The following is a 24,238-nucleotide window of genomic DNA, read 5'->3' as shown; positions in this document are numbered from 1 at the left end:
TTAATCAAATAATTATAGCTAATTTAGCCGGTTTTTACGTACTAAAATTGCGTCTCTCATAAGCGACTATGATCCATATCAACTTTAGGAGTAAGACCCTTTGCTACTATTATTGCGTGCTATAATTATTCCAACATATAAGAGAGTGTTAGTATGAAAGCTGACAGCCCTTTTAATTTATTATCACCTGCTGATATGGCAAAAGTTGCCGATGATGCATGTTGTTATAAAGCAAACAAACATATCCCAACAACTTACTTATCTGCTTTTACTGCGGGAATGTTTATTTCAATTGCGTTTGTTTTTTATATTACAGCGACTACAGGCACCGCATCTGTTCCATTTGGTCTCGCTAAACTCGTTGGAGGAATTTGTTTCTCTTTAGGCTTAATGCTCGTGGTTGTTTGTGGTGCAGACTTATTCACTTCAACTGTACTCACCATTATTCCTAAAGCGACAGGACGTATTTCTTGGGCTAAGATGTTCGCTAATTGGATAAATGTCTATATTGGTAACTTTATTGGCGCCCTGTTCTTTGTTGCCTTAATGTGGTTTGCAGGTCAATATGCAGCAGCTAATGGGTTATGGGGTCTGAATGTATTACAAACTGCACAGCATAAAGTTGAGCACACCTTTATTGAAGCAGTTTGTTTAGGTATTTTAGCTAATTTAATGGTTTGTCTTGCAGTTTGGATGAGTTATGCAGGTCGAACTTTAATTGATAAACTCTTTGCACTTATTTTACCTATCGGTATGTTTGTGGCGAGTGGCTTTGAGCACAGTATCGCTAACATGTTTCTTATTCCTTTAGGTATTGTAATTAAGAATTTTGCACCGGCAGAATTCTGGACTACAGTAGGTGCATCACCAGAACAATTTTCAAATCTAACAGTATCAAATTTCCTCGTTGATAATTTATTGCCAGTCACTATCGGTAATATTATCGGCGGAGCAGTCCTAGTCGGTCTGGTATACTGGTTAATGCATCTGCGCGGCGATAAACATTAATCCGTGCAGTTATGACTGATTTCTTAAGTTCCATTGTAAAAAGGTAGAAGTATCATGTCTGATTTAAATGAAAAATTTGCTGAAGCATGGAAAGGTTTTTCTGAAGGTGAATGGCAGAACAATGTTAATGTTCGTGACTTTATTCAAAAAAACTATACTCCATATGAAGGCGACGAATCTTTCCTAGCAGGTTCCACTAAAGCAACTGATACACTTTGGGAACAAGTTATGGAAGGCATCAAAATTGAAAACCGCACTCATGCGCCGGTTGATTTTGATACTTCTGTTGCTTCAACTATCACTTCACACGATGCGGGTTATATCGAAAAAGATTTAGAACAAATCGTCGGTTTACAGACTGATGCACCTCTAAAACGTGCAATCATCCCATTCGGTGGGATCCGTATGGTTGAAAGTTCTTGCCACGCTTATAACCGTGAGCTAGATCCAGAGCTGAAAAAAATCTTTACTGAATATCGTAAAACACACAACCAAGGTGTATTCGATGTTTATACTCCAGACATCTTAAAATGCCGTAAATCAGGTATCTTAACTGGTCTGCCAGATGCTTATGGTCGTGGCCGTATCATCGGTGACTACCGTCGTGTTGCACTGTACGGTATCGAGTTCCTACGTAAAGACAAATTCGCTCAATTCACCTCTTTACAAGAAAAACTGGAAAAAGGTGAAGATCTGGAAATGACTATCCAACTGCGTGAAGAAATCGCAGAGCAGCACGCTGCATTAGGTCAAATCCAAGAAATGGCTGCGAAATATGGTTGTGATATTTCTCGCCCAGCTCAAAATGCGAAAGAAGCAGTACAATGGACTTACTTCGGTTACTTAGCCGCTGTTAAATCTCAAAACGGCGCAGCAATGTCCTTCGGTCGTGTATCTACTTTCTTAGATATCTATATCCAACGTGATCTCGATGCAGGTCTGTTGACTGAAGAACAAGCTCAGGAATTAATTGACCACTTAGTCATGAAATTACGTATGGTTCGTTTCTTACGTACTCCTGAGTATGATGAATTATTCTCTGGTGACCCAATCTGGGCAACAGAATCATTAGGTGGTATGGGTTTAGATGGTCGTACTTTGGTAACTAAGAATACTTTCCGTTTCTTAAATACCCTGTACACCATGGGTCCTTCACCAGAACCAAACATGACTATCCTATGGTCAGAACAACTGCCTATTAATTTCAAAAAATATGCAGCTAAAGTCTCAATCGATACTTCTTCAATCCAGTACGAAAATGATGACTTAATGCGTCCTGACTTCAACAGTGATGACTATGCAATTGCATGTTGTGTTAGCCCAATGGTTGTGGGTAAACAAATGCAGTTCTTCGGTGCTCGTGCAAACTTAGCTAAAACCTTACTGTATACCATCAATGGTGGTGTGGATGAGAAACTGAAAATCCAAGTAGGTCCAAAACACGCACCTATCATGGACGAAGTGTTAGACTTTGATACTGTGATGAACCGTATGGATCAATTTATGGATTGGTTAGCAACTCAGTATGTTACTGCACTGAATGTTATCCACTACATGCACGATAAATACAGCTATGAAGCTGCACTGATGGCACTTCATGACCGTGATGTATACCGTACTATGGCTTGTGGTATCGCAGGTCTATCTGTTGCGGCTGACTCACTGTCTGCTATCAAATATGCAAAAGTATCACCAATCCGTGATGAAAACGGTTTAGCCGTAGACTTCAACATTGAAGGTGAATACCCACAATTTGGTAACAACGACTCTCGTGTTGATGATATCGCTTGTGACTTAGTTGAACGTTTCATGAAGAAAATTCAGAAACTGCACACTTACCGTAACGCAGTGCCAACTCAGTCAATTCTGACCATCACTTCAAACGTTGTGTATGGTAAGAAAACAGGTAACACTCCAGACGGTCGTCGTGCTGGCGCACCATTCGGACCAGGTGCTAACCCAATGCATGGCCGTGACCAAAAAGGTGCAGTTGCTTCATTAACTTCAGTTGCTAAACTGCCATTTGCTTACGCGAAAGATGGTATTTCTTATACCTTCTCTATCGTACCTAACGCGTTAGGTAAAGATGATGATGTTCGTAAAGCAAACCTTGCAGGTCTGATGGATGGTTACTTCCATCATGAAGCGGATATCGAAGGTGGCCAACATCTGAATGTTAACGTAATGAATCGTGAAATGCTGTTAGAAGCAATGGAAGATCCTGAGAAATATCCTCAATTAACTATCCGTGTTTCTGGTTATGCAGTCCGTTTCAACTCATTAACTAAAGAGCAGCAACAAGACGTTATCACTCGTACATTCACTCAAACAATGTAATTTGATAACTCATGCATTTATTTACTGAGAAAGTAGATAAAATCGCTTAGAATAAAGGCCCCTACTTTGGGGCCTTTTTATCTAGACAGTTTTGGAGTAACCCTGTTATGTCCGTACTTGGTCGTATCCACTCATTTGAATCCTGCGGTACTGTTGACGGTCCCGGAATACGCTTTATTGTTTTCTTCCAAGGATGCCTAATGAGATGCCTCTATTGTCACAACCGTGACACATGGGATACTCATGGTGGGCAAATCGTCACAGTTGATGAATTAATGAAAGAGGCAGTGACTTATCGTCACTTTATGAATGCCTCTGGTGGTGGCGTTACAGCTTCTGGTGGTGAAGCTATCTTACAAGCAGAATTTGTACGTGATTGGTTCCGTGCTTGTAAAAAAGAAAATATCCATACCTGCTTAGATACTAACGGTTTTGTACGCCGTTATGATCCTGTCATCGATGAATTAATGGACGTGACTGATTTAGTCATGCTGGATTTAAAACAAGTGAATGATGACATTCACCAAAAACTGGTTGGTGTTTCTAACCAACGTACACTGGAATTCGCCCGCTATTTAGCTAAACGAGGCCAAAAAACCTGGATACGTTACGTAGTTGTGCCCGGTTGGTCTGATGATGATGATTCTGCTCATCGTTTAGGCGAATTTATAAAAGATATGAAAAATATCGAAAAAGTCGAGCTTCTCCCTTACCACGAATTAGGTAAACATAAATGGGTTGCTTTAGGAGAAGAGTATAAACTCGATGGTATTCATCCACCGTCAAAAGAGACGATGGAAAATGTTAAAGCAATTATTGCATCTTATGGTCATAAAGTGATGTATTAAGCTTTTATACACCCCCATTTTAAAAAGCAGTGCACAATGTACTGCTTTTTTTATGTAAAACTGCCATCAAGTTTTCCCCTCCCTGCGGCATGTTCTTTTGAGAAAGCGCCAGCCACTAAATTAAAAAATATTGTTTTCCATACCTCAAATAAAGATATTTTTAATAACGACCATTGCAGTTAATTATGACAATATAAAATTGTTACTCATTCTAATGGTCATTTAGAAGTTTCTAAGATTATCCTTAAGCATTCTTTAGTTTAATAGTATTGATTAATTACAAAATAAAAAGATATGATATGAATTATAAAAAGTTATATTTATAAACAATTAATTATTTTTAAGGCAGAGAAAAAAATGGAACAAGATAATAGTTCATCGCTTACGGAGCCAGAAGAGGTGTTTACGCCAGTTCCTCTACAAAGAGGTGCTTCAGGGGCAACCGAGTGGTTAGGTATTGGCTGGGATTTAGTTAAAGAGCGCTTTTTTATGTGGGTAGGCGCTGTAATTATTTACTTTCTTGTTAACTTAATTATCTCATCTATCCTTGGATTTATCCCACTTATTGGGCCGATTATCTCCCCGTTTATTTCAGCAGTATTAGTTGCCGGGCTTATGATGATAGCCCATCAGCAATATGAGACTGGTCAGCTAAATCTGGATAATTTATTTTCTGGTTTCCAGAACAAACGCTACCTTAGCATCATGGGTGCTTATGGTATTAGTGTGCTTATTATCTTAGCAGGCTTTATTTTAGCACTATTAATCAGTGGTTCATTATTGATGGAAGTTGCTCAAGCCGCTCTTAATGATGCACCAACCTACTATATTCAAGGCTTATTGGCTGATAACCTGACACCAATTACGTTTTCTTCTATCATTATTATCATTTTTAGCTTAATCAGTACTGCCTCTTATTGGTTTGCCCCTGCCTTAATTTTAGTAAATGACTATAAAGCTATCCCTGCCGTTAAAGCCAGTTTTATGGCGGTTAAAAACAACTTATTTGGTGGCTTTCTATTCTTTGTGCTGTTAAGCATCATTATTGGCTTGAGTATTATCCCATTTGGATTAGGCTTATTTATCACTATTCCACTCTCTTTTACTGCAATGTATGGATCATATCGCCATATTTTCTATCAGAAAAATATGGGTAATATGACTAATAACCATACTGATAACAATGACAATAATGGTGATGGTGGGAATAAAGTTTCTTTAAATAAAACCGCAGAATCGAATATCGGTAAATTAGTCAGTTAAATATTTTATAATTTTGGATAACCCAAAAACAGCCACCTATTTAATGGATGGCTGTTTTTTTATTAATATAACTTAGCTGGCAAATGGGCTTTTATTATCATAAGATTGATTAAATAATACATCAGAATTTAAGTAATGATAAATTTCGTCAACTATTTCTATCCCCTCTTTTTCGCTTCGCTGCGCTGCAAGCTGACTATTTTCCCCAGGATATAATACCCGTTCAAAACCTACTGCAGGCTTAATACTATGTAGCTCAGCCATTACTTGAGAAATGTGTTTTTTAAATAAATCAGCATCAGTGAAGAAAGCAGGATTAATCACAATGTGGAGCTGGCCTAATTCACGACCTTGTGTCAAATCATGATACATAGAGCTAACATGTTTACCAAAGGGTAATCCTAATAAAATACCGGACAATACATCGACCATCATCATCAAGCCATAGCCTTTTGGCCCCGCAATAGGTAATAAACCTTTTACTGCAAAGGGATCACAGGTTGGTTTGCCCGCTTCATCTACCGCCCATGTGTCAGGAATGTCACTATGTTTAGCCCGCGCATCGAGAATTTTACCCCATGCCTGCACCGTCGTCGCCATATCAAAGGTAATAGGTTTATCATCTGCACTCGGGGCTGAAAAAGCGATAGGATTAGTGCCATAATAAACTTCAGATCCACCAAATGGCACTACCATAGGATCCGATTGGCAAAGTGAAATACCAATCATTCCAGATGCAGAGGCTTGTTCTACAAAGTAGGATAACGCCCCACTATGACCAATACGTCTAACCCCAACAACAGCAATGCCTTTCTCTTGTGCCATATTAATCGCGTGCTCCATGGCCTGCTTAGCAGCAACATGTCCAGCACCATTATCACCATCAAAAATCGCACTACAAGGTCCTGTCTCTTGATAAGTAAACTTAGGATGCGTATTTGTTCCTCCCTTACTAATGCGCTCAGCATAATATTCCACACGTACAGCACCATGGGAATGAATTCCTTTCACATCAGCATGAACTAATACATCGGCAACAATGTCTGCATGGTTTTCATTCAGTCCTGCATTATGTAACTTATTTTTGATTAATTGGTGTAACTGCTGTTTAGAAATTATCATACAATAGGCTCTTTAGTAGGGTTCTAAATAAATAGAAACGTCATAAGATAATTGAAATTAACTTGAGCGATAATTTTAATGTAGCAGTATAGAGATGATCTGCTGTGATCAGTTTAACCAATAGCGAATTGCATTATATTTTTATTTAATCTCACTTATTTTAGTAAGAATTTTTTAATAATCATCTGTTTTTTCTGCACCTGATAACTGTTATTAAATAATATTAAGAGCAATAAAACGCTCTTTTATTAAAAAAATCATCAGTAAAAAACTACCTGCTATTATTTATTAATAATGTCACCCTTCATCTGTATTAAAGAGAAAAAATGATATGTTTCTTTTGATCATTTAAGTCCATTTAGGTAGTCTGTAATAACAATTATTATTTGTGGAATAAAGAATGATAAATAAAGAAATGTTAAAGAACCTAAAGTATTTTGAAAAAACACCATTGATTCATCATATTAATTATTCCCTAACTGAAGATGCTAAAAAAAATATACTAAACGGCTGGTTACCTGCATGTATGGAAGATAAATGGCTTTCATATAGTATAGAAAACTGTGTCTATGTTCATCGCAGTTGGAGTGGCCATTTAATGTATAAATTCACTATTGATAATAACACCATTGATTTTATAGAAATTGCAATGGACGATTTTGTTGATATGACAAATGAAAGAAAAATAGAAGTATTCTTCTCTTTGTTGCCTTACTTATCTCAACCTCATTGAAGTATTAGATACTGAAGCTAGTATATAGCCAGAATATAAAACATTAATAAAATTATACTCAGGTTAAAAGGTTAATAGAAATTACCACCACTAGTCTTTTGATGCTCTTTATACCATTAAAAAACCCCCTGTTTAATAGGGGGTTTTAATATTATAACCACTGAGTAATTAGGTTTTTATTAACCAATATACTCAAGGCCATTCATATAAGGACGTAAAACTTCTGGAATTTCAATACGACCATCAGCGGTTTGATAGTTTTCCATAATGGCGACTAAAGTACGCCCTACAGCTAAACCTGAACCATTTAAAGTGTGCACAAGTTGAGTTTTCTTGTCACCTTTAGCACGGAAACGTGCTTGCATACGGCGTGCTTGGAAATCCCAGCAGTTAGAGCATGAAGAAATTTCACGGTAGGTATTTTGTGCCGGTACCCACACTTCTAAGTCATAGGTTTTACGTGCACCAAAGCCCATATCACCTGTACAAAGTACCACTTTACGGTAAGGCAGATTGAGCAATTGCAACACTTTCTCTGCATGGCCAGTTAGCTCTTCTAATGCATCCATTGATTTTTCAGGATGTACAATTTGTACTAACTCTACTTTATCAAATTGGTGCATACGGATCAGACCACGTGTATCACGGCCATAAGAGCCCGCTTCTGAGCGGAAACATGGCGTATGTGCAGTCATTCGCAATGGTAGTTCGTCTTCTTCGAGAATAACGTCTCTAACCATATTGGTAACAGGTACTTCTGCTGTTGGGATCAGCGCATATTGGCTTTCAGACTCTTCTTCAAGTGGTTTGGTATGGAATAAATCACCACTGAATTTAGGTAACTGTCCTGTGCCATATAAAGTGGCATGGTTAACTAAATAAGGCACATACATTTCTTGATAGCCATGTTGTTCTGTATGCAAGTTCAGCATGAACTGGGCGATCGCGCGATGTAAACGTGCAATTTGACCTTTCATCACAACAAAACGTGAACCGGTGATTTTCACGGCAGATGGGAAATCTAAACCATCTGTAAGTTCACCTAGAGTAACGTGATCTTTTAATTCAAAGTCATAAGTCTTTGGTTCACCCCAACGAAATACTTCAACGTTCTCGCTGTCATCTTTACCATTAGGCACAGAGTCATGAGGCAGATTCGGTAAAGTTAACGCATAGTCACGAATGTCGGCTTGCAGTTTATCTAATTCCGCTTTTGCCGCTTCAAGTTTTTCACCTAATTGGTTAACTTCCTGACGAAGTGGCTCAATATCTTCACCACGCGCTTTAGCAGCACCAATAGACTTCGATCGGGAATTACGTTCTGCTTGCAGGGATTCTGTTTCAACCTGTAACACCTTACGGCGTTCTTCTTGTTGACGAATTTTTTCCACATCGAGGGTAAACCCCCTGCGAGCCAGTTTTTCGGCGACCGCGTCTAGCTCATTACGCAGTAGATTTGGATCGAGCATGCTTATCCTGTGCTTATTGATAGATTAATAAAAACCTTATCTCCTATCATTCTCTTGTTTACCTATCGCGAAGATACCTGAGATAAGGGGTAGTTAAAAAAATTACTAATGATTGAATAACCTTACCGCATCTTTACAATTTGCGATAGCGTTTTGTCACACTATTTTGATCTTGCTGAGAAAGCCAGTCTAATTTCTCAGCAAGCTTGATCTCTAACCCTCGATTAACAGGGTGATAATAACGCGTTTGTGCCATTTCAGCCGGAAAATAGACCTCTCCTGCCGCATAAGCATTAGGTTCATCATGAGCATAGCGATACTCTGCACCTAAGCCCATCTCTTTCATTAATTGCGTTGGCGCGTTACGTAAATGTGCAGGTACATCATAATCAGGTTTACTTTTCGCATCTGCCAGTGCGGCTTTATAAGCGGTATACACGGCATTACTTTTCGGCGCACAAGCAAGATAAACAATCGCTTGTGCTATCGCACGTTCACCTTCTGCAGGGCCTACCCGCGTAAAGCAATCCCATGCAGCGATGGCAACTTGCATAGCACGCGGATCTGCATTACCGACATCTTCTGAAGCAATAGCCAGTAAGCGACGAGCAACATACAGTGGATCTCCCCCCGCAGTGATGATACGAGCATACCAATAAAGTGCTGCATCAGGTGCCGAGCCACGTACTGATTTATGCAAAGCAGAGATAAGATCGTAAAATCGATCACCTTTATTATCAAAACGGGCGCTACGTTCACCACTAATTTCTTTTAGTAATTCCGCTGTTAGTGTTCGTTTGCCTTGGCTATCGACTTCTGCCATATCAGCCATCATTTCAAGCAGGTTGAGTGAACGGCGCGCATCGCCATTGACTAATTCAGCAATCATTTTGCGTGTATTATCAGGTAAAATAATATTACGCCCACCTAATCCACGTTCAGTATCATCTAATGCTTGCTGTAATACCTGTTCAATGTCTGTTTCTGTCAATGAGCGTAGCAGGTAAACTCGTGCACGTGATAGCAGTGCCGAATTTAATTCAAAAGAAGGGTTTTCCGTTGTTGCACCAATAAAAGTGATAGTGCCATCTTCAATATGTGGCAAAAAAGCGTCTTGTTGGCTTTTATTAAAACGATGAACTTCATCAACAAATAGGATGGTTCTACGCCCCGCATTTCTATTTTGGTGCGCTATGTCAATGGCGGCCCTGATCTCTTTGATCCCTGACGTCACCGCAGAAAGTCTTTCTATATCCGCTTGGGCATAGCGCCCGATAATTTCAGCTAATGTGGTTTTTCCTGTACCCGGAGGTCCCCATAAGATCATTGAATGCAATTGGCCTGCTTTTATCGCCCGTGGTAGCGGTTTACCTTCAGCGAGTAGATGCTTCTGCCCAATATACTGTTCTAATGTTTCAGGCCGCATTCTCGCGGCCAGAGGTTGAAATTCATTTTGTGAAAAGTCGAGTGATAAATTACTCAAAATAGCCTCACTAGCGTTGGTCATCCACCGTCACACCCGCGGGTGGTGTAAAGCGGAACGCTGATGCATCAATGGGGGCGACCTTTTGTGCCGTTAATTGGTATTGGCTGACTTGCCCATCTTGCTCTGTAGCCGCAAATTGTTGGATTTGACCATTAGGTGAAACGGTAATAGAAAAGTGCTTTAAATTGTTCTCTGTTTTAGGGGTTAATTCAAAGCGATCACCATTTTGCTTAACATCGTAATTTTGCCATTCTTTACTATCATTACGCGCAATCAACATAAAAGGGGTATTCGTTGTGGCACTCTCTAACCAAGTTGCCGTCACTTGTTCGACAAATGGGTTATAAAACCACAATGTTTTACCATCAGAAATTAGTGTGCTCTCATCCGGTGCCGTCATTTGCCAATTAAACAGATCAGGACGCTGTACTTTTAAATGTCCTTCCCCTTTTTGAATTAACGCACCTTCGTTACTGGTCACCGTTTGACTAAAGTTAGCCTGAAAGCTATTCACTTTATTAAGACGTTGTTGTAAGTCTTGACGAGCATCCGCCCAAGCGGCTTGGCTACCAAACAACGCGATAGCACAGACTGTGAGTAATACTTTTTTCATTCAACACGCCTCTGACTGAGATTACGCCGACATCATGTCGGCGTATAAGTTATAGTGATATTTATTAGATTATCATGCTGATTTAAGCGCTGATAACTCTGTTTTCAAGATATTACATTTCTGCTGGCGGTGGTGATAATACATCACGCGTATTATTGTGATTAGGTGCACTGACAATACCCTGCATCTCCATCTGCTCAACAATTCTAGCTGCACGGTTATAGCCTATTCTAAATTGACGCTGTACACCGGAAATGGAGACTCGCTGTTTTTCAACCACAAATTCTACGGCCTGATCAAATAGCGGATCAAGCTCTTCACCATCATCATAACCACCACCATTGCCACCTTCGCCTTCTTCACCACATTTGGTAATGGCTTCAATATATTGAGGTCGGCCACGTGCTTTCCAGTCTGTTGCAACCGCATGTACTTCATCATCGCTGACAAATGCACCATGTACACGCTCTGGCATATAGCCATTAGGGGCATAAAGCATATCACCCATACCTAACAAGGATTCGGCACCACCTTGGTCTAAAATAGTGCGCGAGTCGATTTTACTCGATACGGTAAATGCGATGCGACTTGGAATATTCGCTTTAATTAAACCAGTAATAATATCCACTGAAGGGCGCTGAGTGGCTAATACTAAGTGAATTCCCGCCGCACGTGCTTTCTGTGCTAAGCGAGCAATTAATTCTTCCACTTTTTTACCCGCGGTCATCATTAGATCAGCAAACTCATCGACGATGACCACAATATAAGGCTCTTTTTCTAACATAGGCAACTCAGGTGCCATGCTGTCAGAAGGTTTCCATAGTGGATCTGGAATTGGACGCCCCATGGCTTCCGCTTCTTTAATTTTTTCGTTATAGCCCGCAAGGTTACGTACCCCTAATGCGGACATTAATTTATAACGGCGTTCCATTTCTGCGACACTCCAGCGCAAAGCACTCGCAGCATCTTTCATATCTGTGACCACTTCGGTTAACAGATGCGGAATACCTTCATAAACCGATAATTCCAACATTTTCGGGTCAATCATAATAAAGCGTACATCTTCTGGCTTCGCTTTATAGAGAATGCTGATGATCATCGCATTCACCCCAACAGATTTACCCGAACCTGTAGTACCAGCAACCAGTAAGTGAGGCATTTTAGCCAAGTTAGCAACCACAGGTTGCCCACCGATATCTTTCCCTAATACCACAGTTAATGGTGAACGACTGTCACGGAATGCATCACTATCTAATAGTTCACGCATATAGACGGTTTGGCGTTTTTTGTTTGGTAACTCAAGCCCAACATAAGGTTTGCCCGGTATAACTTCAACAATACGCACTGCCGTCGTGGAAAGTGAACGTGCTAAGTCGCGGGATAGATTTGAAATACGTGCAGCTTTTACACCAGGCGCTAGCTCTAGCTCAAAACGGGTGATCACCGGGCCCGGTGAAATACCAACCACTTTTGCTTTAACACGGTAGTCATTTAAACGCGCTTCAATTAACTTACCAATACGCTCAAGCTCAAACATATCAACAGGTTCATCATCCATAGGAGGAGAGGTTAATAAGTCAAGTGATGGCATTGGTGTTGTCGGTTTTTGTAACGGCCTATCATTGCGCATTAATAACGGATGAATTAATGACTGTTGCTGTTGCTGTTGCTGTTGCTGTTGCTGTTGCTGTTGCTGTTGCTGTTGCTGTTGCTGTGCAAAATGTTGAGCCATCTGTGCTTGAGGCTCAATAGGTGTTTGCCCTACAGAAGATACAGAAGATACTGGCTCTGCAGGGGTTACCATCGGCGTAAAAACAGGCTCTGCAGGCTCTTCATCTAACAAATCATCCACCGGTGATAACGAGCCTAATGCATCAAGATTTTCTTGTAACTCGATAGTCGGTGTGTATTCCTCTTCTTCATCATCACGAGGTGATACTTGTAAGAATGCATCACTGTTAGGATAAAGAGTGCTGTTATCAGTCTGTTGAGTAACAGGGGTAGATTGAGACGCAAAAGAGTGCTGAATATGGGGATGATACCCTTGTGCCGAGGCTGACGTCTCGGATGCTCCAGTCGTGACTGATGGCAATACCTCGTCATCTTCATCCTGTAAAACATCCTCACCGTAGCGTTCTTGCAGTTGTTGCTTAAACTGCTCAGCGAGGTGTTGTTCATACTCATCACTCTCCTCTTCTGTTTCTTGCGCAGAAAAGGTATGGGTATCAATGAAAGGTTGATTATCAGACTCGTCATACTCGTCATAGGTTGACTGCGAGCTAGATGTCGCTGATGACATCGTGATGGTTGGCTCAACATTTTGTGTTGCTGATGTATCCTCACCATAGCGCTCACGTTGTTGCTCAAGAAATTGCTGACGTAACGATTGTTCGAAATTAGCCTGCTCTTGTATATCCGCTAAATCGTCTTCATGATCTTGTTGAAGCGCTTCTTCACGGCGGCGTAATTCCGCCTCACGTTGTGATGGGATACGAATACCATAAAGCTCTCGACGCGTTGGTAATCGTACCGGATTTGGTCGAGGTAATTCAGGCCCTAATCCTTGTTTAACTTGTGCACCGTGACTGACTATTGCTGCTGTTGCCACACTGGCAACACCGGCGGCTGTTTGAGTTAATGAAGCTGAATTGCTATCTGTTGATGTAGCAGATGGCGTAAATAATGATGCACTATGGTCGCTATTATCCGCCGCTGTTTTTTGCGAGACAATTGACGCTTCGTTTGTCTCAATAGGTTTGTTTTCCGTCAGTGGCATGGTTGTCGGTACTTCTTCTGTCACGACACTATTGTCTGCCATAGAATCAGAGGAATGCGCTTGTTGCTTAAGAAATGCCGATGGTATTTCAAAGCGATAGTGTTCAGGTTCAGGCTCAGTGACTGGGCTAGCGTCATGAGTAGCCATAATGGATGGCGGTGTTACTTCTGCATCATGGGTTGTGGCATGCGTCGGTTGTTGATTATCAACAATATGCTCTGCCCGCTCTTTGCTCTCGTGCGCCTCAGCGATAACTGTCTCTGTGGCTGAAATCGTTGGGGTTGCAGATCCGCTAGCAACTTCTGAAGTTTCAGTTATATCATCATGTTGTGGCGTGATCGCCATTTCTTGCTGACGCGCTAACTCAAGGGCGGAAGGTGCAGAAAAGAGAATATCATCACTATCTGGTTCTATTTGCGCAGAAAGTTGATGTTCTGGCTGGGTGTTGTTATCCACCAGCACCTCGGGATCTGCCTGAATAGGATCGGCGGGTTCTTCATAATCATCATAGTCAATATCTTTTTGACCACGATTAGTAATAAAAGCAACCGCACCTAAGATAACCGCACCAATCTTTTCGGTAATCGTCAGCCATGACCAGCCAGTAAATAGCGTAAAGCCTATCGCCCATACTGATAGTAGCGCCAGTGTTGCACCTAGCATATTAAACCAAGGTAGCAATGCCTTGCTAAATAAGCTACCAATCACCCCACCAGAGCTAAAATTGTAGATATCATCAAAATTAAGATCAGCTAACGCACAAGATGTAAGAACCAGAGCCAAGGCACCAATTGTACGTAATGCAAGGGAGAAAAAATCTGTGTATTCACGATTTTTTTGATGACGTAATGCATTCCAGCAACCAAATACCACCACAATAGGGATTGCATAAGCGAGCAAGCCAAATGCTGAAAAAAGGATATCAGCAAGCCATGCACCAATATTGCCACCTAAGTTTTGAATAGGTTCATTCCACGTGGTTTGTGACCAACTCGGATCGGCTGGATGGAAGCTCAGTAAAGAAATCATTAAAAAGATAGCACCAATGCCTATCAAAATAAGAAGGGCTTCCCAAATACGACGGCGGTTACTTATCTTAGTAAAACGAATATTTTTATCTTCTGTATATTCCTGGCTCAAAGAGGGCTCTCCAGGTTTCACTTAAGGTTTAAACGGAACAACGCTGAGATAACCCAGCGTTGAAACTGTATACATAAACAGGAGTGTACCTAACTTTATCCTGTTTTGCACTAACCTATTAGCAGGCTTAGCGTGTTTTAATCACTAGGCGATTGCTTTGTTTTACTTCTTCCATCACCACATAAGTGCGGGTGTCGTTTACACCAGGAAGACGTAATAGCGTTTCGCCTAATAATTTACGATAAGCAGACATATCAGGTACACGAGTTTTCAACAGATAGTCAAAGTCACCAGAAACTAAATGACATTCTTGGATCTCTTCAAGTTTTTGAACAGCCATATTAAATTGTTCAAAGACATCTGGTGCACCACGGTTTAATGTGATTTCCACAAATACCAACAGAGATGCATCTAGGTAATGGGGGTTTAATAGCGCAGTATAACCAGAAATAAATCCTTGGCGTTCTAATCGGCGTACACGCTCTAAACATGGAGTTGGTGATAAACCAACGCGTTTAGACAGCTCAACGTTTGAGATACGACCATCTTTCTGAAGCTCATTTAGAATATTCCGGTCTATTCTATCAAGATCTTTACCCGGACGTTTTTTATTATCAATCATCTCTATACTCTCTTTCTCTTTTTCTCTTACTTTATTTTCCTATACCCATACCTGTACACCTTCAGCATCATATTGAGACCTCGGTATCAAACGGTCAGAGCAAACTACCAATCTATTTTTATTTAATGCCAGATAAAACAATCATTTTATCCAAATTCTTATCTATTCATCTTGCAAAAGCACTATCCTATACCCTGTCTGTCTAAAAATAATACCTATTACGTCTGAGGATAATTATCTTTTACAGTCATGTTTTCGCAAATGTACAGCGGATTGTCAAAGCAAATGAGCAAAAATCAGAACAAGGCGCTATGTTATTGTCTATATATGCAAGATAAACAGCAATTGTAAAGCAAAATGTTTCAGGTTAATTCGATGATGTTAACGCAATATAACTCTATAATTATTAAACTATATTACTATTAACTATTGCTAAAATAGTTAAAATATTATCGCTATTTCCCTTTCTTGGCTTTTTTTAACGTCTTATTTCTCCTACAATCGCTCAATTCGCATCAAGCCTAATCAAAGATGAGGTATCCATGAGCACCATCAAACATAGCAAACTTATTATTTTAGGTTCAGGTCCTGCCGGCTATACTGCAGCAGTTTATGCAGCACGAGCTAACCTAGAACCCGTGCTGATTACGGGTGTTGAAAAAGGAGGACAGCTCACTACCACAACTGAAGTTGAAAACTGGCCTGGCGACCCTGAAGGATTAACTGGTCCTGGTTTAATGGATCGCATGTTTCAGCACGCTGAAAAATTTAATACCGAGATTATCTCTGACCATATCAACAAAGTCGATCTGAAAAACCGACCTTTCCGCCTATTTGGTGATGAACAAGAATATACTTGTGATGCCTTGATCATTGCAACAGGGGCATCAGCACGTTATATCGGTTTACCTTCTGAAGAAGCATTTAAAGGCCGTGGTGTTTCTGCCTGTGCAACCTGTGATGGCTTTTTCTATCGTAACCAGAAAGTTGCTGTTGTCGGTGGCGGTAATACTGCCGTAGAAGAAGCACTGTATTTAGCAAATATCGCCTCAGAAGTGCATCTAATCCACCGCCGCGATTCATTCCGCTCTGAAAAAATCTTAATTGACCGTTTAATGGACAAAGTTAAGAATGGCAATATCATTTTGCATACCGATCGTACCTTAGATGAAGTGTTAGGTGATGATATGGGTGTCACTAAAGTGCGCTTAAAAGATACGAAAAGTGATAAAACCGAAGAGCTAGAGGTCATGGGCGTCTTTATTGCTATTGGTCATAGCCCTAACACGGCAATTTTTGAAGATCAATTAGCCTTAGATAACGGTTACATTAAAGTTCAATCCGGTACGCAAGGCAATGCTACCCAAACATCTATTGAAGGTGTTTTTGCCGCAGGTGATGTAATGGATCATATTTATCGTCAAGCCATTACCTCAGCTGGTACAGGTTGTATGGCTGCTTTAGATGCAGAACGTTACTTAGACGCACTAAAATCTAACTAAAATCCTCACTTCCTTTCAAGGCGCTATTTCAGTAGCGCCTTTTACCATGTAACATACTAGCTTGGTCGTTAAAGAGTAATCATTATTATTCTTGGCGTTTTTGATACTTTGTATCTCACCTGCAGATTTGAATCTTTTCTCATGGATAAAACTAAACAAAATGAATTGGTTCGATGGCTGAAACAGCAAAGTGCTCCAGCCCGCCGTTGGTTACGGCTATCAATGATTTTAGGGGTAGTCAGTGGTTTATTAATTATTGCGCAAGCATGGTTATTAGCCATTCTACTACAAGCGTTCATTATGGATGGGCTAAGTCGTGATACACATACTACTACTTTCCTTATCCTTATCAGCATCTTTATTTTACGCGCTGTCGTGATGGCGATACGCGAACGTGTAGGCTATCGCTGTGGTATGGCGGTCAGACAGCAAATTCGCAAAATAGTACTTGATAGACTTGAAGCGCTAGGCCCTGTATGGGTCAAAGGCAAGCCCGCAGGAAGTTGGGCAACGATTATTCTAGAACAAATAGAAGATATGCAAGATTACTATGCGCGTTATCTGCCGCAAATGTATCTCGCCTCTATTGTACCTTTGCTGATTCTTATTACCATTTTTCCTATTAATTGGGCCGCAGGATTAATTCTTTTTGTCACAGCTCCTCTTATTCCTTTATTTATGGCGTTAGTTGGCTTAGGCGCCGCAGATGCTAACCGGCGTAATTTTCTTGCCTTAGGTCGCTTAAGTGGCAACTTCCTTGATAGATTACGTGGTTTAGATACATTGCGCCTATTCAACCGTGGTGATGCAGAAGTAAAACAGATAACGGATGCAACGGAAGACTTTCGTAAGCGAACCATGGAAGTGCTACGTATGGCATTTCTCTCTTCTGGCGTATTAGAATTCTTTACCGCCGTATCCATTGCGGTCGTCGCGGTCTATTTTGGTTTTTCCTATCTTGGAGAATTGAGCTTTGGTGATTATGGGTTAGGCGTGACGTTATTTTCTGGTTTTTTAGCCCTGATCCTTGCCCCTGAGTTTTTCCAACCATTACGCGACTTAGGCACCTATTATCATGCTAAAGCTCAGGCGGTAGGTGCAGCTGGCTCTTTGGTTGAGTTTTTAGAAGCCGAAGGTGAACAGCCCCAATCTACGGGTAATCAAACTATTAATACCGACCAAGGTATTGAAATAGTTGCCCAACAATTAGAAATCTTGTCACATCAAGGAGCCAAACTGGCAGGCCCTCTTAACTTTACCATTCATCCCAAACAGCGTATTGCACTGGTCGGGCAAAGTGGCGCAGGTAAGAGTTCATTACTTAATGTATTGTTAGGTTTTTTACCTTATCGTGGCTCATTAACCGTCAATGGTGTTGAGTTAACTCAACTCTCTCCACAGGCATGGCGCCAATGTATCAGCTGGGTGGGACAAAACCCTAACTTACCAGAGCAAACCCTGCTGGATAATATTCGTTTAAGTGATCCGAACGCCAGTGAAGCGAAGATAAATCAAGCTATTGAAAAAGCTTATGTAAGTGATTTTATTAACGAATTACCGGATGGTTTAAACACCATTATTGGTGATAATGCTGCCCGTCTTTCTGTTGGTCAAGCCCAACGTATTGCGGTAGCTCGCGCCCTTTTATCACCTTGTCACTTTTTATTATTAGATGAGCCAGCAGCAAGTTTAGACTCTCACAGTGAACAGCGCGTTATGCAAGCGCTTAATGAAGCTTCATTACATCAAACGACGCTGTTGATTACCCACTTATTAGAAGAAACGATGGAATATGATCAGATTTGGGTAATGGAAAAAGGGCAAATCATTGAAACTGGGACTTATCAGTCACTCAGTCAACAACATGGTGCCTTTGCTCGTCTTCTTGCTCATCGTAAAGAGGAACTTTGATCATGAGAGTACTGCTTCCTTTTCTCGCGTTATACCGTCGTCACTGGTTTATGCTGTTACTGGGTATTTTGTTGGCAATTTTAACATTATTAGCCAGTATCGGCCTTTTAACACTTTCTGGCTGGTTCTTAGCGGGCACGTCATTAGCGGGTTTTGCGGGCATTTATAGTTTTAACTATATGTTACCCGCTGCTGGGGTACGAGGTGCGGCAATATTTCGTACTGCGGGGCGTTATTTTGAGCGTCTTGTCAGTCATGATGCCACCTTTCGTGTACTCTCACACTTGCGTGTTTTCACTTTTAAGAAAATTTTACCGCTCTCTCCTGGGGGGATCGCCCGTTTTCGTCAAGGTGAATTACTTAACCGTTTAGTAGCTGATGTTGAAACCTTAGATCACCTTTATATCCGGGTGATCTCACCGATAATTGCCGCCTTTGTGGTTATCATGACCATTATGTTTGGGCTTGGGCTTATTGATGCTCGCTTAGCAAATACGCTAGGTGGTATTATGCTCACCCTGCTGGTGGTATTACCTTTTGTATTTTATTATGCCGGAAAGCCCATTGGTCGTGATCTCACAGACCTAAGAGGGCAATATCGCACCGTACTCACCAGTATGTTACAAGGGCAAGCTGAATTAACAATTTTTGGCGCCCTTCCCCGCTTTAGACAAAATTTAGCACAACTTGAAGCACGCTGGCTGCGCCGTCAAGCACAACAAGCTAACTTAACTGGTTTATCTCAATCGCTAATGATTTTGGCCTCGGGATTAACCGCCACACTGATTTTATGGTTAGCTGCCGATGGTATTGATGCCCACTTTATGCCAGAAGCACTCATCGCTCTCTTTACTTTCTGTGCATTAGCGGCATTTGAATCGCTCGGCCCGGTGACTGTCGCATTTCAACATTTAGGGCAAGTCATGACATCGGCTACGCGTATTACGCATTTAATTGAGCAACAACCCGATGTCTCCTTCCCAGCCCAAGGGGGAGAGATAAAACCGAGCGCCTCATTAACACTACGGGATGTCTGCTTTACCTATCCTAATCAACCCATGCCTGTGATCAATCATGTTGATCTCACCATTGAAGCAGGACAACATGTGGCATTACTGGGTAAAACGGGTTGTGGTAAATCAACACTCTTACAATTAGTCAATCGCGCATTCGATCCCTCTCAGGGCGTGATCACATTAAATCATTTATCTCTTGCTGATTATGATGAAGCGACATTACGTTCAATGATGTCTGTTGTACCTCAACGTGTGCATGTTTTTAGCCATACTTTAAGAGAGAACTTAATTATGGCAAAAGAAGATGCGACAGATGAAGAGCTTACTCATGTTCTACGCCAAGTTGGTCTTGAACAACTGGTCGAAAATGATGAAGGTTTAAATGCATGGATGGGTGATGGTGGAAGACAGCTTTCTGGAGGCGAACAACGACGTTTAGGGCTGGCAAGAGCCATACTCCATAATGCACCACTTATCTTACTTGATGAGCCAACAGAAGGTCTTGATGCAGATACAGAGCAACAGATCCTCGCACTATTACAGCAACATTGCCAAGGCAAAGCGGTATTAATGATCACCCACCGGCTTTCTGGGTTAGATAAAATGGATAAAATTTGTGTGATGGATGGCGGTCACATTGTCGAAACTGGCACGCATCGTCAGTTATTACAACAGCAAGGTCAGTATGCTAAATTTCATCAAAGACAAGCATTGTTAATGCTACATGATGAGGCGTAATATGCCGTTGTTTCAATTAGATGAACACGATGTGACTTTTCCTGCCCCCCATTTGGCTTTAAAAGAGCCAAGTGGGTTATTGGCAATTGGCGGCGATATTTCCCCTGCTCGTTTGAAAGAGGCTTATCAAACGGGGATTTTCCCTTGGTATACACCCCATGAAACGCCGTTATGGTGGTCACCCGATCCCCGAGCCGTCTTACCCGCAGGAACATTGCATATTGGTCGTACGTTACGTAAGTTTTTACGCCAAGCGCCTTATACCATCACCTTAAATCAGGCATTCTCTGATGTCATTGAGGCCTGTAGTGTACGTGATGAGGGAACTTGGATAGGCCCTGATATAAAAAACGGCTATCGGGCATTGCACCAACAAGGAGAAGCCCATTCGGTAGAAGTTTGGGAGGGCGACGAATTGGTCGGTGGTTTATATGGAGTTAACGTTGGTGCCGTTTTCTGCGGTGAATCAATGTTTAGTCGTCGAAATAATGCTTCTAAATGTGCCTTTGTTGCTTTTTATAACCATTTTCTGCGTTATGGGGGTCAACTATTTGATTGCCAAGTGTTAAACTCTCATACGGCAGCATTAGGTGCGATAGAAATTGCCAGAGATCGCTATTTAGAGGCGCTATCTCGTTGGAAAAAGGTGATTATTGATAAAAAGTGTTGGTATCAGCAATCGTTGGAATTATAATCACCACTCGTTTTTGTAAAGCCCATCAGATTTTAAATAGAATTTCACTGCTGTGGTCTATACAAAAATTCATCTTGTACATCCAAAGTGTGGTTTGGATGTTGTTATTTTATTGCAATAAATACCGCACAATAAAGAATTATGACTTGTGTTATTAACCTTGTTTTTCAGCAACTAAAACACAAGTAACGGTAAGGAATATTAACTTGTTAGCAAAGCAAACATCTTTGTTAACCAATAACATTCCTTTACATAGGACAATATTTTCGGCATTATCTTGCCGTTTAAAAAATATGGTTATTAAAACTTAGAGGATTAGATGGCCAAAGAAGACAACATTGAAATGCAAGGCACTGTACTGGATACTCTGCCAAACACGATGTTCCGTGTAGAATTAGAAAACGGACACGTCGTTACCGCTCATATTTCAGGAAAAATGCGTAAAAACTATATTCGTATCCTGACAGGCGACAAGGTTACCGTTGAGCTGACCCCATATGACCTGAGCAAAGGCCGTATCATCTTCCGTAGCCGTTGATCCCAATCCATTCTCTCCCGCAATATCATCATTTCGGGTGAAAAAAAACACCACAGGCAAAGCATGAATTGATGCTGACCTGTGGTGTCTGCTTTTTAGCCTAAGATAAACCGCTATTATTAAATAACGGTATCTTCTTTTTTAGCCAATTTTTCTTGGCTAGTAAATTGATACTGTAATTTATTTTCTTGGTCATTTAAGGTCACAGAAACCGAGCCACCATTAACTAACGAGCCAAACAGAATTTCATTGGCTAATGGTTTTTTCAGATTTTCTTGAATTACGCGCGCCATAGGTCTTGCTCCCATTGCTTTATCGTAACCTTTATCACTTAACCATTGGCGAGCTTCTTGACTTACCTCTAGCGATACCCCTTTATCATCCAATTGAGCTTGTAACTCGACAATAAATTTATCGACCACCATAGCAATAATATCGGCTGATAGCGCATTAAACCAAATAATGCTATCTAAACGGTTACGAAACTCTGGGGAAAACGCTTTTTTGATTTCAACCATGGCATCAGTGCTATGATCTTGTTCAGTAAACCCTATCGATTTACGTTGCGTTTCATGAACACCCGCATTGGTTGTCATCACCAAAATCACATTACGAAAATCAGCTTTACGGCCATTATTATCAGTAAGTGTTCCGTTATCCATCACTTGTAGCAGAATGTTAAACACATCAGGATGTGCTTTTTCAATCTCATCAAGTAACACTACAGAATAAGGGTTTTTAATCACCGCATCTGTGAGTAATCCACCTTGATCAAAACCAACATAACCAGGAGGTGCCCCAATTAAACGGCTTACCGTATGTCGTTCCATATATTCAGACATATCAAAGCGCAGTAGCTTAATATTAAGCGCTTTCGCCAACTGGACCGTTACTTCTGTTTTACCCACCCCAGTAGGTCCGGCGAATAAGAAAGAGCCAACCGGCTTATTCTCTTGCCCTAAACCTGCTCGGCTCATTTTGATAGATTCAGCCAAGGCATGAATAGCTTGATCTTGACCGAACACCAACATTTTTAATTGGTTATCCAGATTTTTTAGCATTGACTTATCACTGCTAGAAACCGTTTTTTCTGGAATACGGGCAATTTTTGCTACTACCGATTCAATATCAGAGACATTAATCGTCTTTTTACGTTTACTTGGTGCAATTAAACGGGTTTTCGCACCGGCTTCATCAATAACATCAATGGCTTTATCAGGAAGGTGTCTATCAGTAATGTATTTAACCGATAAATCAACAGCTGCCTGAATTGCCTTATTGGTATAACGCACATCGTGATGTGCTTCATACTTCTGACGCAATCCCTTAATAATCAATACGGTTTCATCTGCCGAAGGCTCAATTACATCAATTTTTTGGAAACGACGAGCCAAGGCGCGATCTTTTTCAAAGATCTGACTAAATTCTTGATAAGTGGTTGAACCAATCACACGAATACGACCACTTGATAATAGTGGTTTAATTAAGTTAGCGGCATCAACTTGTCCACCAGAGGCGGCACCAGCACCAATGATGGTATGAATTTCATCGATAAATAAGATACTTTTTTCATCTTTTTCAAGTGTTTTCAATAACGCTTTAAAGCGTTTTTCGAAATCACCACGATATTTGGTTCCTGCTAATAAAGATCCAATATCAAGAGAATAGAGCGTACAGCCTTTCATCACATCAGGCACATCATTTTGTTCAATACGCCATGCAAGCCCTTCTGCAATTGCCGTTTTACCGACACCCGATTCACCGACCAGTAATGGGTTATTTTTACGTCGACGACATAAGACTTGTATCGTTCTTTCTAATTCCGCTTGACGGCCGATAAGTGGATCAATTTTACCCTGACGCGCCAACTGGTTTAAGTTAGTGGTAAAATTATCCATGCGATCATCGCCTTGTGGCATCTCTTGTTGAGATTGTGCATTTATATCGCCCATATCAGACTGATCATCACTGTTTTGTTGATCATCTTTTAAAATGCCATGAGAGATAAAATTAACCACATCAAGACGGCTAACATCATGTTTACGTAGTAGATAAGCGGCGTGAGACTCTTGCTCACTAAAAATCGCCACTAGCACATTGGCACCGGAAACTTCATTTTTACCTGAAGATTGTACATGGAACACAGCACGTTGTAATACACGTTGGAAACTCAAGGTTGGCTGTGTTTCTCTATCGACATGCTCGGGTAAAATAGGTGTCGTTTTACGAATAAAGATTTCAAGCTCTTCGCGTAAGACTGCTAAATCGACTTTACAAGCTTCCAATGCTTCACGCGCCGATTTGTTACTTAATAGCGCCAGCAACAGGTGCTCTACAGTCATAAATTCGTGTCTGTTATCACGGGCTTTCGCGAATGCAATGTTAAGACTAAGCTCTAATTCGTGATTAAGCATAAGCACCT

The 24,238-nt window shown here is 40.9% G+C and carries 17 protein-coding genes; 10 read left to right on the top strand and 7 right to left on the bottom strand.

Translation table 11 applies throughout. The annotated features are described in order from the left end of the window. Window positions 1-153: 153 nt before the first annotated feature. From focA to AACU95_RS02690, 4 genes are all read left to right on the top strand, one after another. Entirely contained in the window at window positions 154-1,008 is an 855-nt protein-coding gene (gene focA, locus AACU95_RS02705; RefSeq protein ID WP_004244577.1) for a formate transporter FocA, read from the top strand. Between the two features lie 54 nt (window positions 1,009-1,062). Beyond that, a complete protein-coding gene (gene pflB, locus AACU95_RS02700; protein WP_004244576.1) occupies window positions 1,063-3,345 on the top strand; it encodes a formate C-acetyltransferase in 2,283 nt (760 codons plus the stop codon). Window positions 3,346-3,452: 107 nt separating this feature from the next. Continuing rightward, window positions 3,453-4,193, top strand: a complete 741-nt coding sequence (pflA, locus tag AACU95_RS02695; RefSeq protein ID WP_004244575.1) for a pyruvate formate lyase 1-activating protein — start codon at window positions 3,453-3,455, stop codon at window positions 4,191-4,193. Window positions 4,194-4,550: 357 nt separating this feature from the next. Beyond that, entirely contained in the window at window positions 4,551-5,456 is a 906-nt protein-coding gene (locus AACU95_RS02690) for a BPSS1780 family membrane protein (protein WP_004244574.1), read from the top strand. A 72-nt stretch (window positions 5,457-5,528) separates the two neighbouring features. On the opposite strand, the gene allD is transcribed toward AACU95_RS02690, so the two are convergent. Continuing rightward, window positions 5,529-6,578, bottom strand: coding sequence for an ureidoglycolate dehydrogenase (allD, locus tag AACU95_RS02685; RefSeq protein ID WP_161737166.1), 1,050 nt, complete (start codon window positions 6,576-6,578; stop codon window positions 5,529-5,531). Window positions 6,579-6,978: 400 nt separating this feature from the next. Between allD and AACU95_RS02680 the strand changes: the two genes are divergently transcribed. After that, window positions 6,979-7,311 (top strand): hypothetical protein, encoded by a 333-nt coding sequence (locus AACU95_RS02680; protein ID WP_004244572.1) that lies wholly within the window; start codon window positions 6,979-6,981, stop codon window positions 7,309-7,311. A gap of 179 nt (window positions 7,312-7,490) precedes the next feature. On the opposite strand, the gene serS is transcribed toward AACU95_RS02680, so the two are convergent. The 5 genes from serS to lrp form a co-directional block, all read right to left on the bottom strand. After that, window positions 7,491-8,780: a serine--tRNA ligase gene (gene serS, locus AACU95_RS02675; protein WP_004244571.1), complete on the bottom strand. Its 1,290-nt coding sequence runs from the start codon at window positions 8,778-8,780 to the stop codon at window positions 7,491-7,493. 133 nt (window positions 8,781-8,913) lie between these two features. Next, window positions 8,914-10,263, bottom strand: coding sequence for a replication-associated recombination protein A (locus AACU95_RS02670; protein WP_012367706.1), 1,350 nt, complete (start codon window positions 10,261-10,263; stop codon window positions 8,914-8,916). Window positions 10,264-10,273: 10 nt separating this feature from the next. Next, window positions 10,274-10,879, bottom strand: coding sequence for an outer membrane lipoprotein chaperone LolA (gene lolA / locus AACU95_RS02665; protein ID WP_004244569.1), 606 nt, complete (start codon window positions 10,877-10,879; stop codon window positions 10,274-10,276). 112 nt (window positions 10,880-10,991) lie between these two features. Next, entirely contained in the window at window positions 10,992-14,816 is a 3,825-nt protein-coding gene (locus AACU95_RS02660) for a DNA translocase FtsK 4TM domain-containing protein (RefSeq protein ID WP_421958383.1), read from the bottom strand. Between the two features lie 106 nt (window positions 14,817-14,922). Further along, window positions 14,923-15,417, bottom strand: coding sequence for a leucine-responsive transcriptional regulator Lrp (lrp, locus tag AACU95_RS02655; protein ID WP_004244566.1), 495 nt, complete (start codon window positions 15,415-15,417; stop codon window positions 14,923-14,925). 542 nt (window positions 15,418-15,959) lie between these two features. Here lrp and trxB point away from each other — a divergent pair. The 5 genes from trxB to infA all read left to right on the top strand — a co-directional run bounded on the left by trxB (window position 15,960) and on the right by infA (window position 21,816). Further along, window positions 15,960-16,919, top strand: a complete 960-nt coding sequence (gene trxB / locus AACU95_RS02650) for a thioredoxin-disulfide reductase (protein ID WP_004247618.1) — start codon at window positions 15,960-15,962, stop codon at window positions 16,917-16,919. Between the two features lie 141 nt (window positions 16,920-17,060). Further along, window positions 17,061-18,830 (top strand): heme ABC transporter permease/ATP-binding protein CydD, encoded by a 1,770-nt coding sequence (gene cydD, locus AACU95_RS02645; RefSeq protein WP_049212430.1) that lies wholly within the window; start codon window positions 17,061-17,063, stop codon window positions 18,828-18,830. Window positions 18,831-18,832: 2 nt separating this feature from the next. Continuing rightward, window positions 18,833-20,584, top strand: a complete 1,752-nt coding sequence (gene cydC / locus AACU95_RS02640; RefSeq protein ID WP_017827729.1) for a heme ABC transporter ATP-binding protein/permease CydC — start codon at window positions 18,833-18,835, stop codon at window positions 20,582-20,584. Window position 20,585: 1 nt separating this feature from the next. Next, window positions 20,586-21,278 (top strand): leucyl/phenylalanyl-tRNA--protein transferase, encoded by a 693-nt coding sequence (gene aat, locus AACU95_RS02635; RefSeq protein ID WP_049203584.1) that lies wholly within the window; start codon window positions 20,586-20,588, stop codon window positions 21,276-21,278. Window positions 21,279-21,597: 319 nt separating this feature from the next. Then, a complete protein-coding gene (gene infA / locus AACU95_RS02630; protein ID WP_004244560.1) occupies window positions 21,598-21,816 on the top strand; it encodes a translation initiation factor IF-1 in 219 nt (72 codons plus the stop codon). Between the two features lie 119 nt (window positions 21,817-21,935). Here infA and clpA read toward each other — a convergent pair whose 3' ends face one another. Further along, complete coding sequence (gene clpA / locus AACU95_RS02625; protein WP_036894527.1) at window positions 21,936-24,230, bottom strand: ATP-dependent Clp protease ATP-binding subunit ClpA; 2,295 nt, start codon at window positions 24,228-24,230, stop codon at window positions 21,936-21,938. Window positions 24,231-24,238 lie beyond the last annotated feature (8 nt).

The sequence above is a fragment of the Proteus sp. G4415 genome (assembly GCF_963896075.1).
GTDB lineage: Bacteria > Pseudomonadota > Gammaproteobacteria > Enterobacterales > Enterobacteriaceae > Proteus > Proteus mirabilis.
The sequence above is the reverse complement of the archived record's forward strand: the minus strand, read 5'-3'. Positions and strand labels throughout refer to the sequence as shown.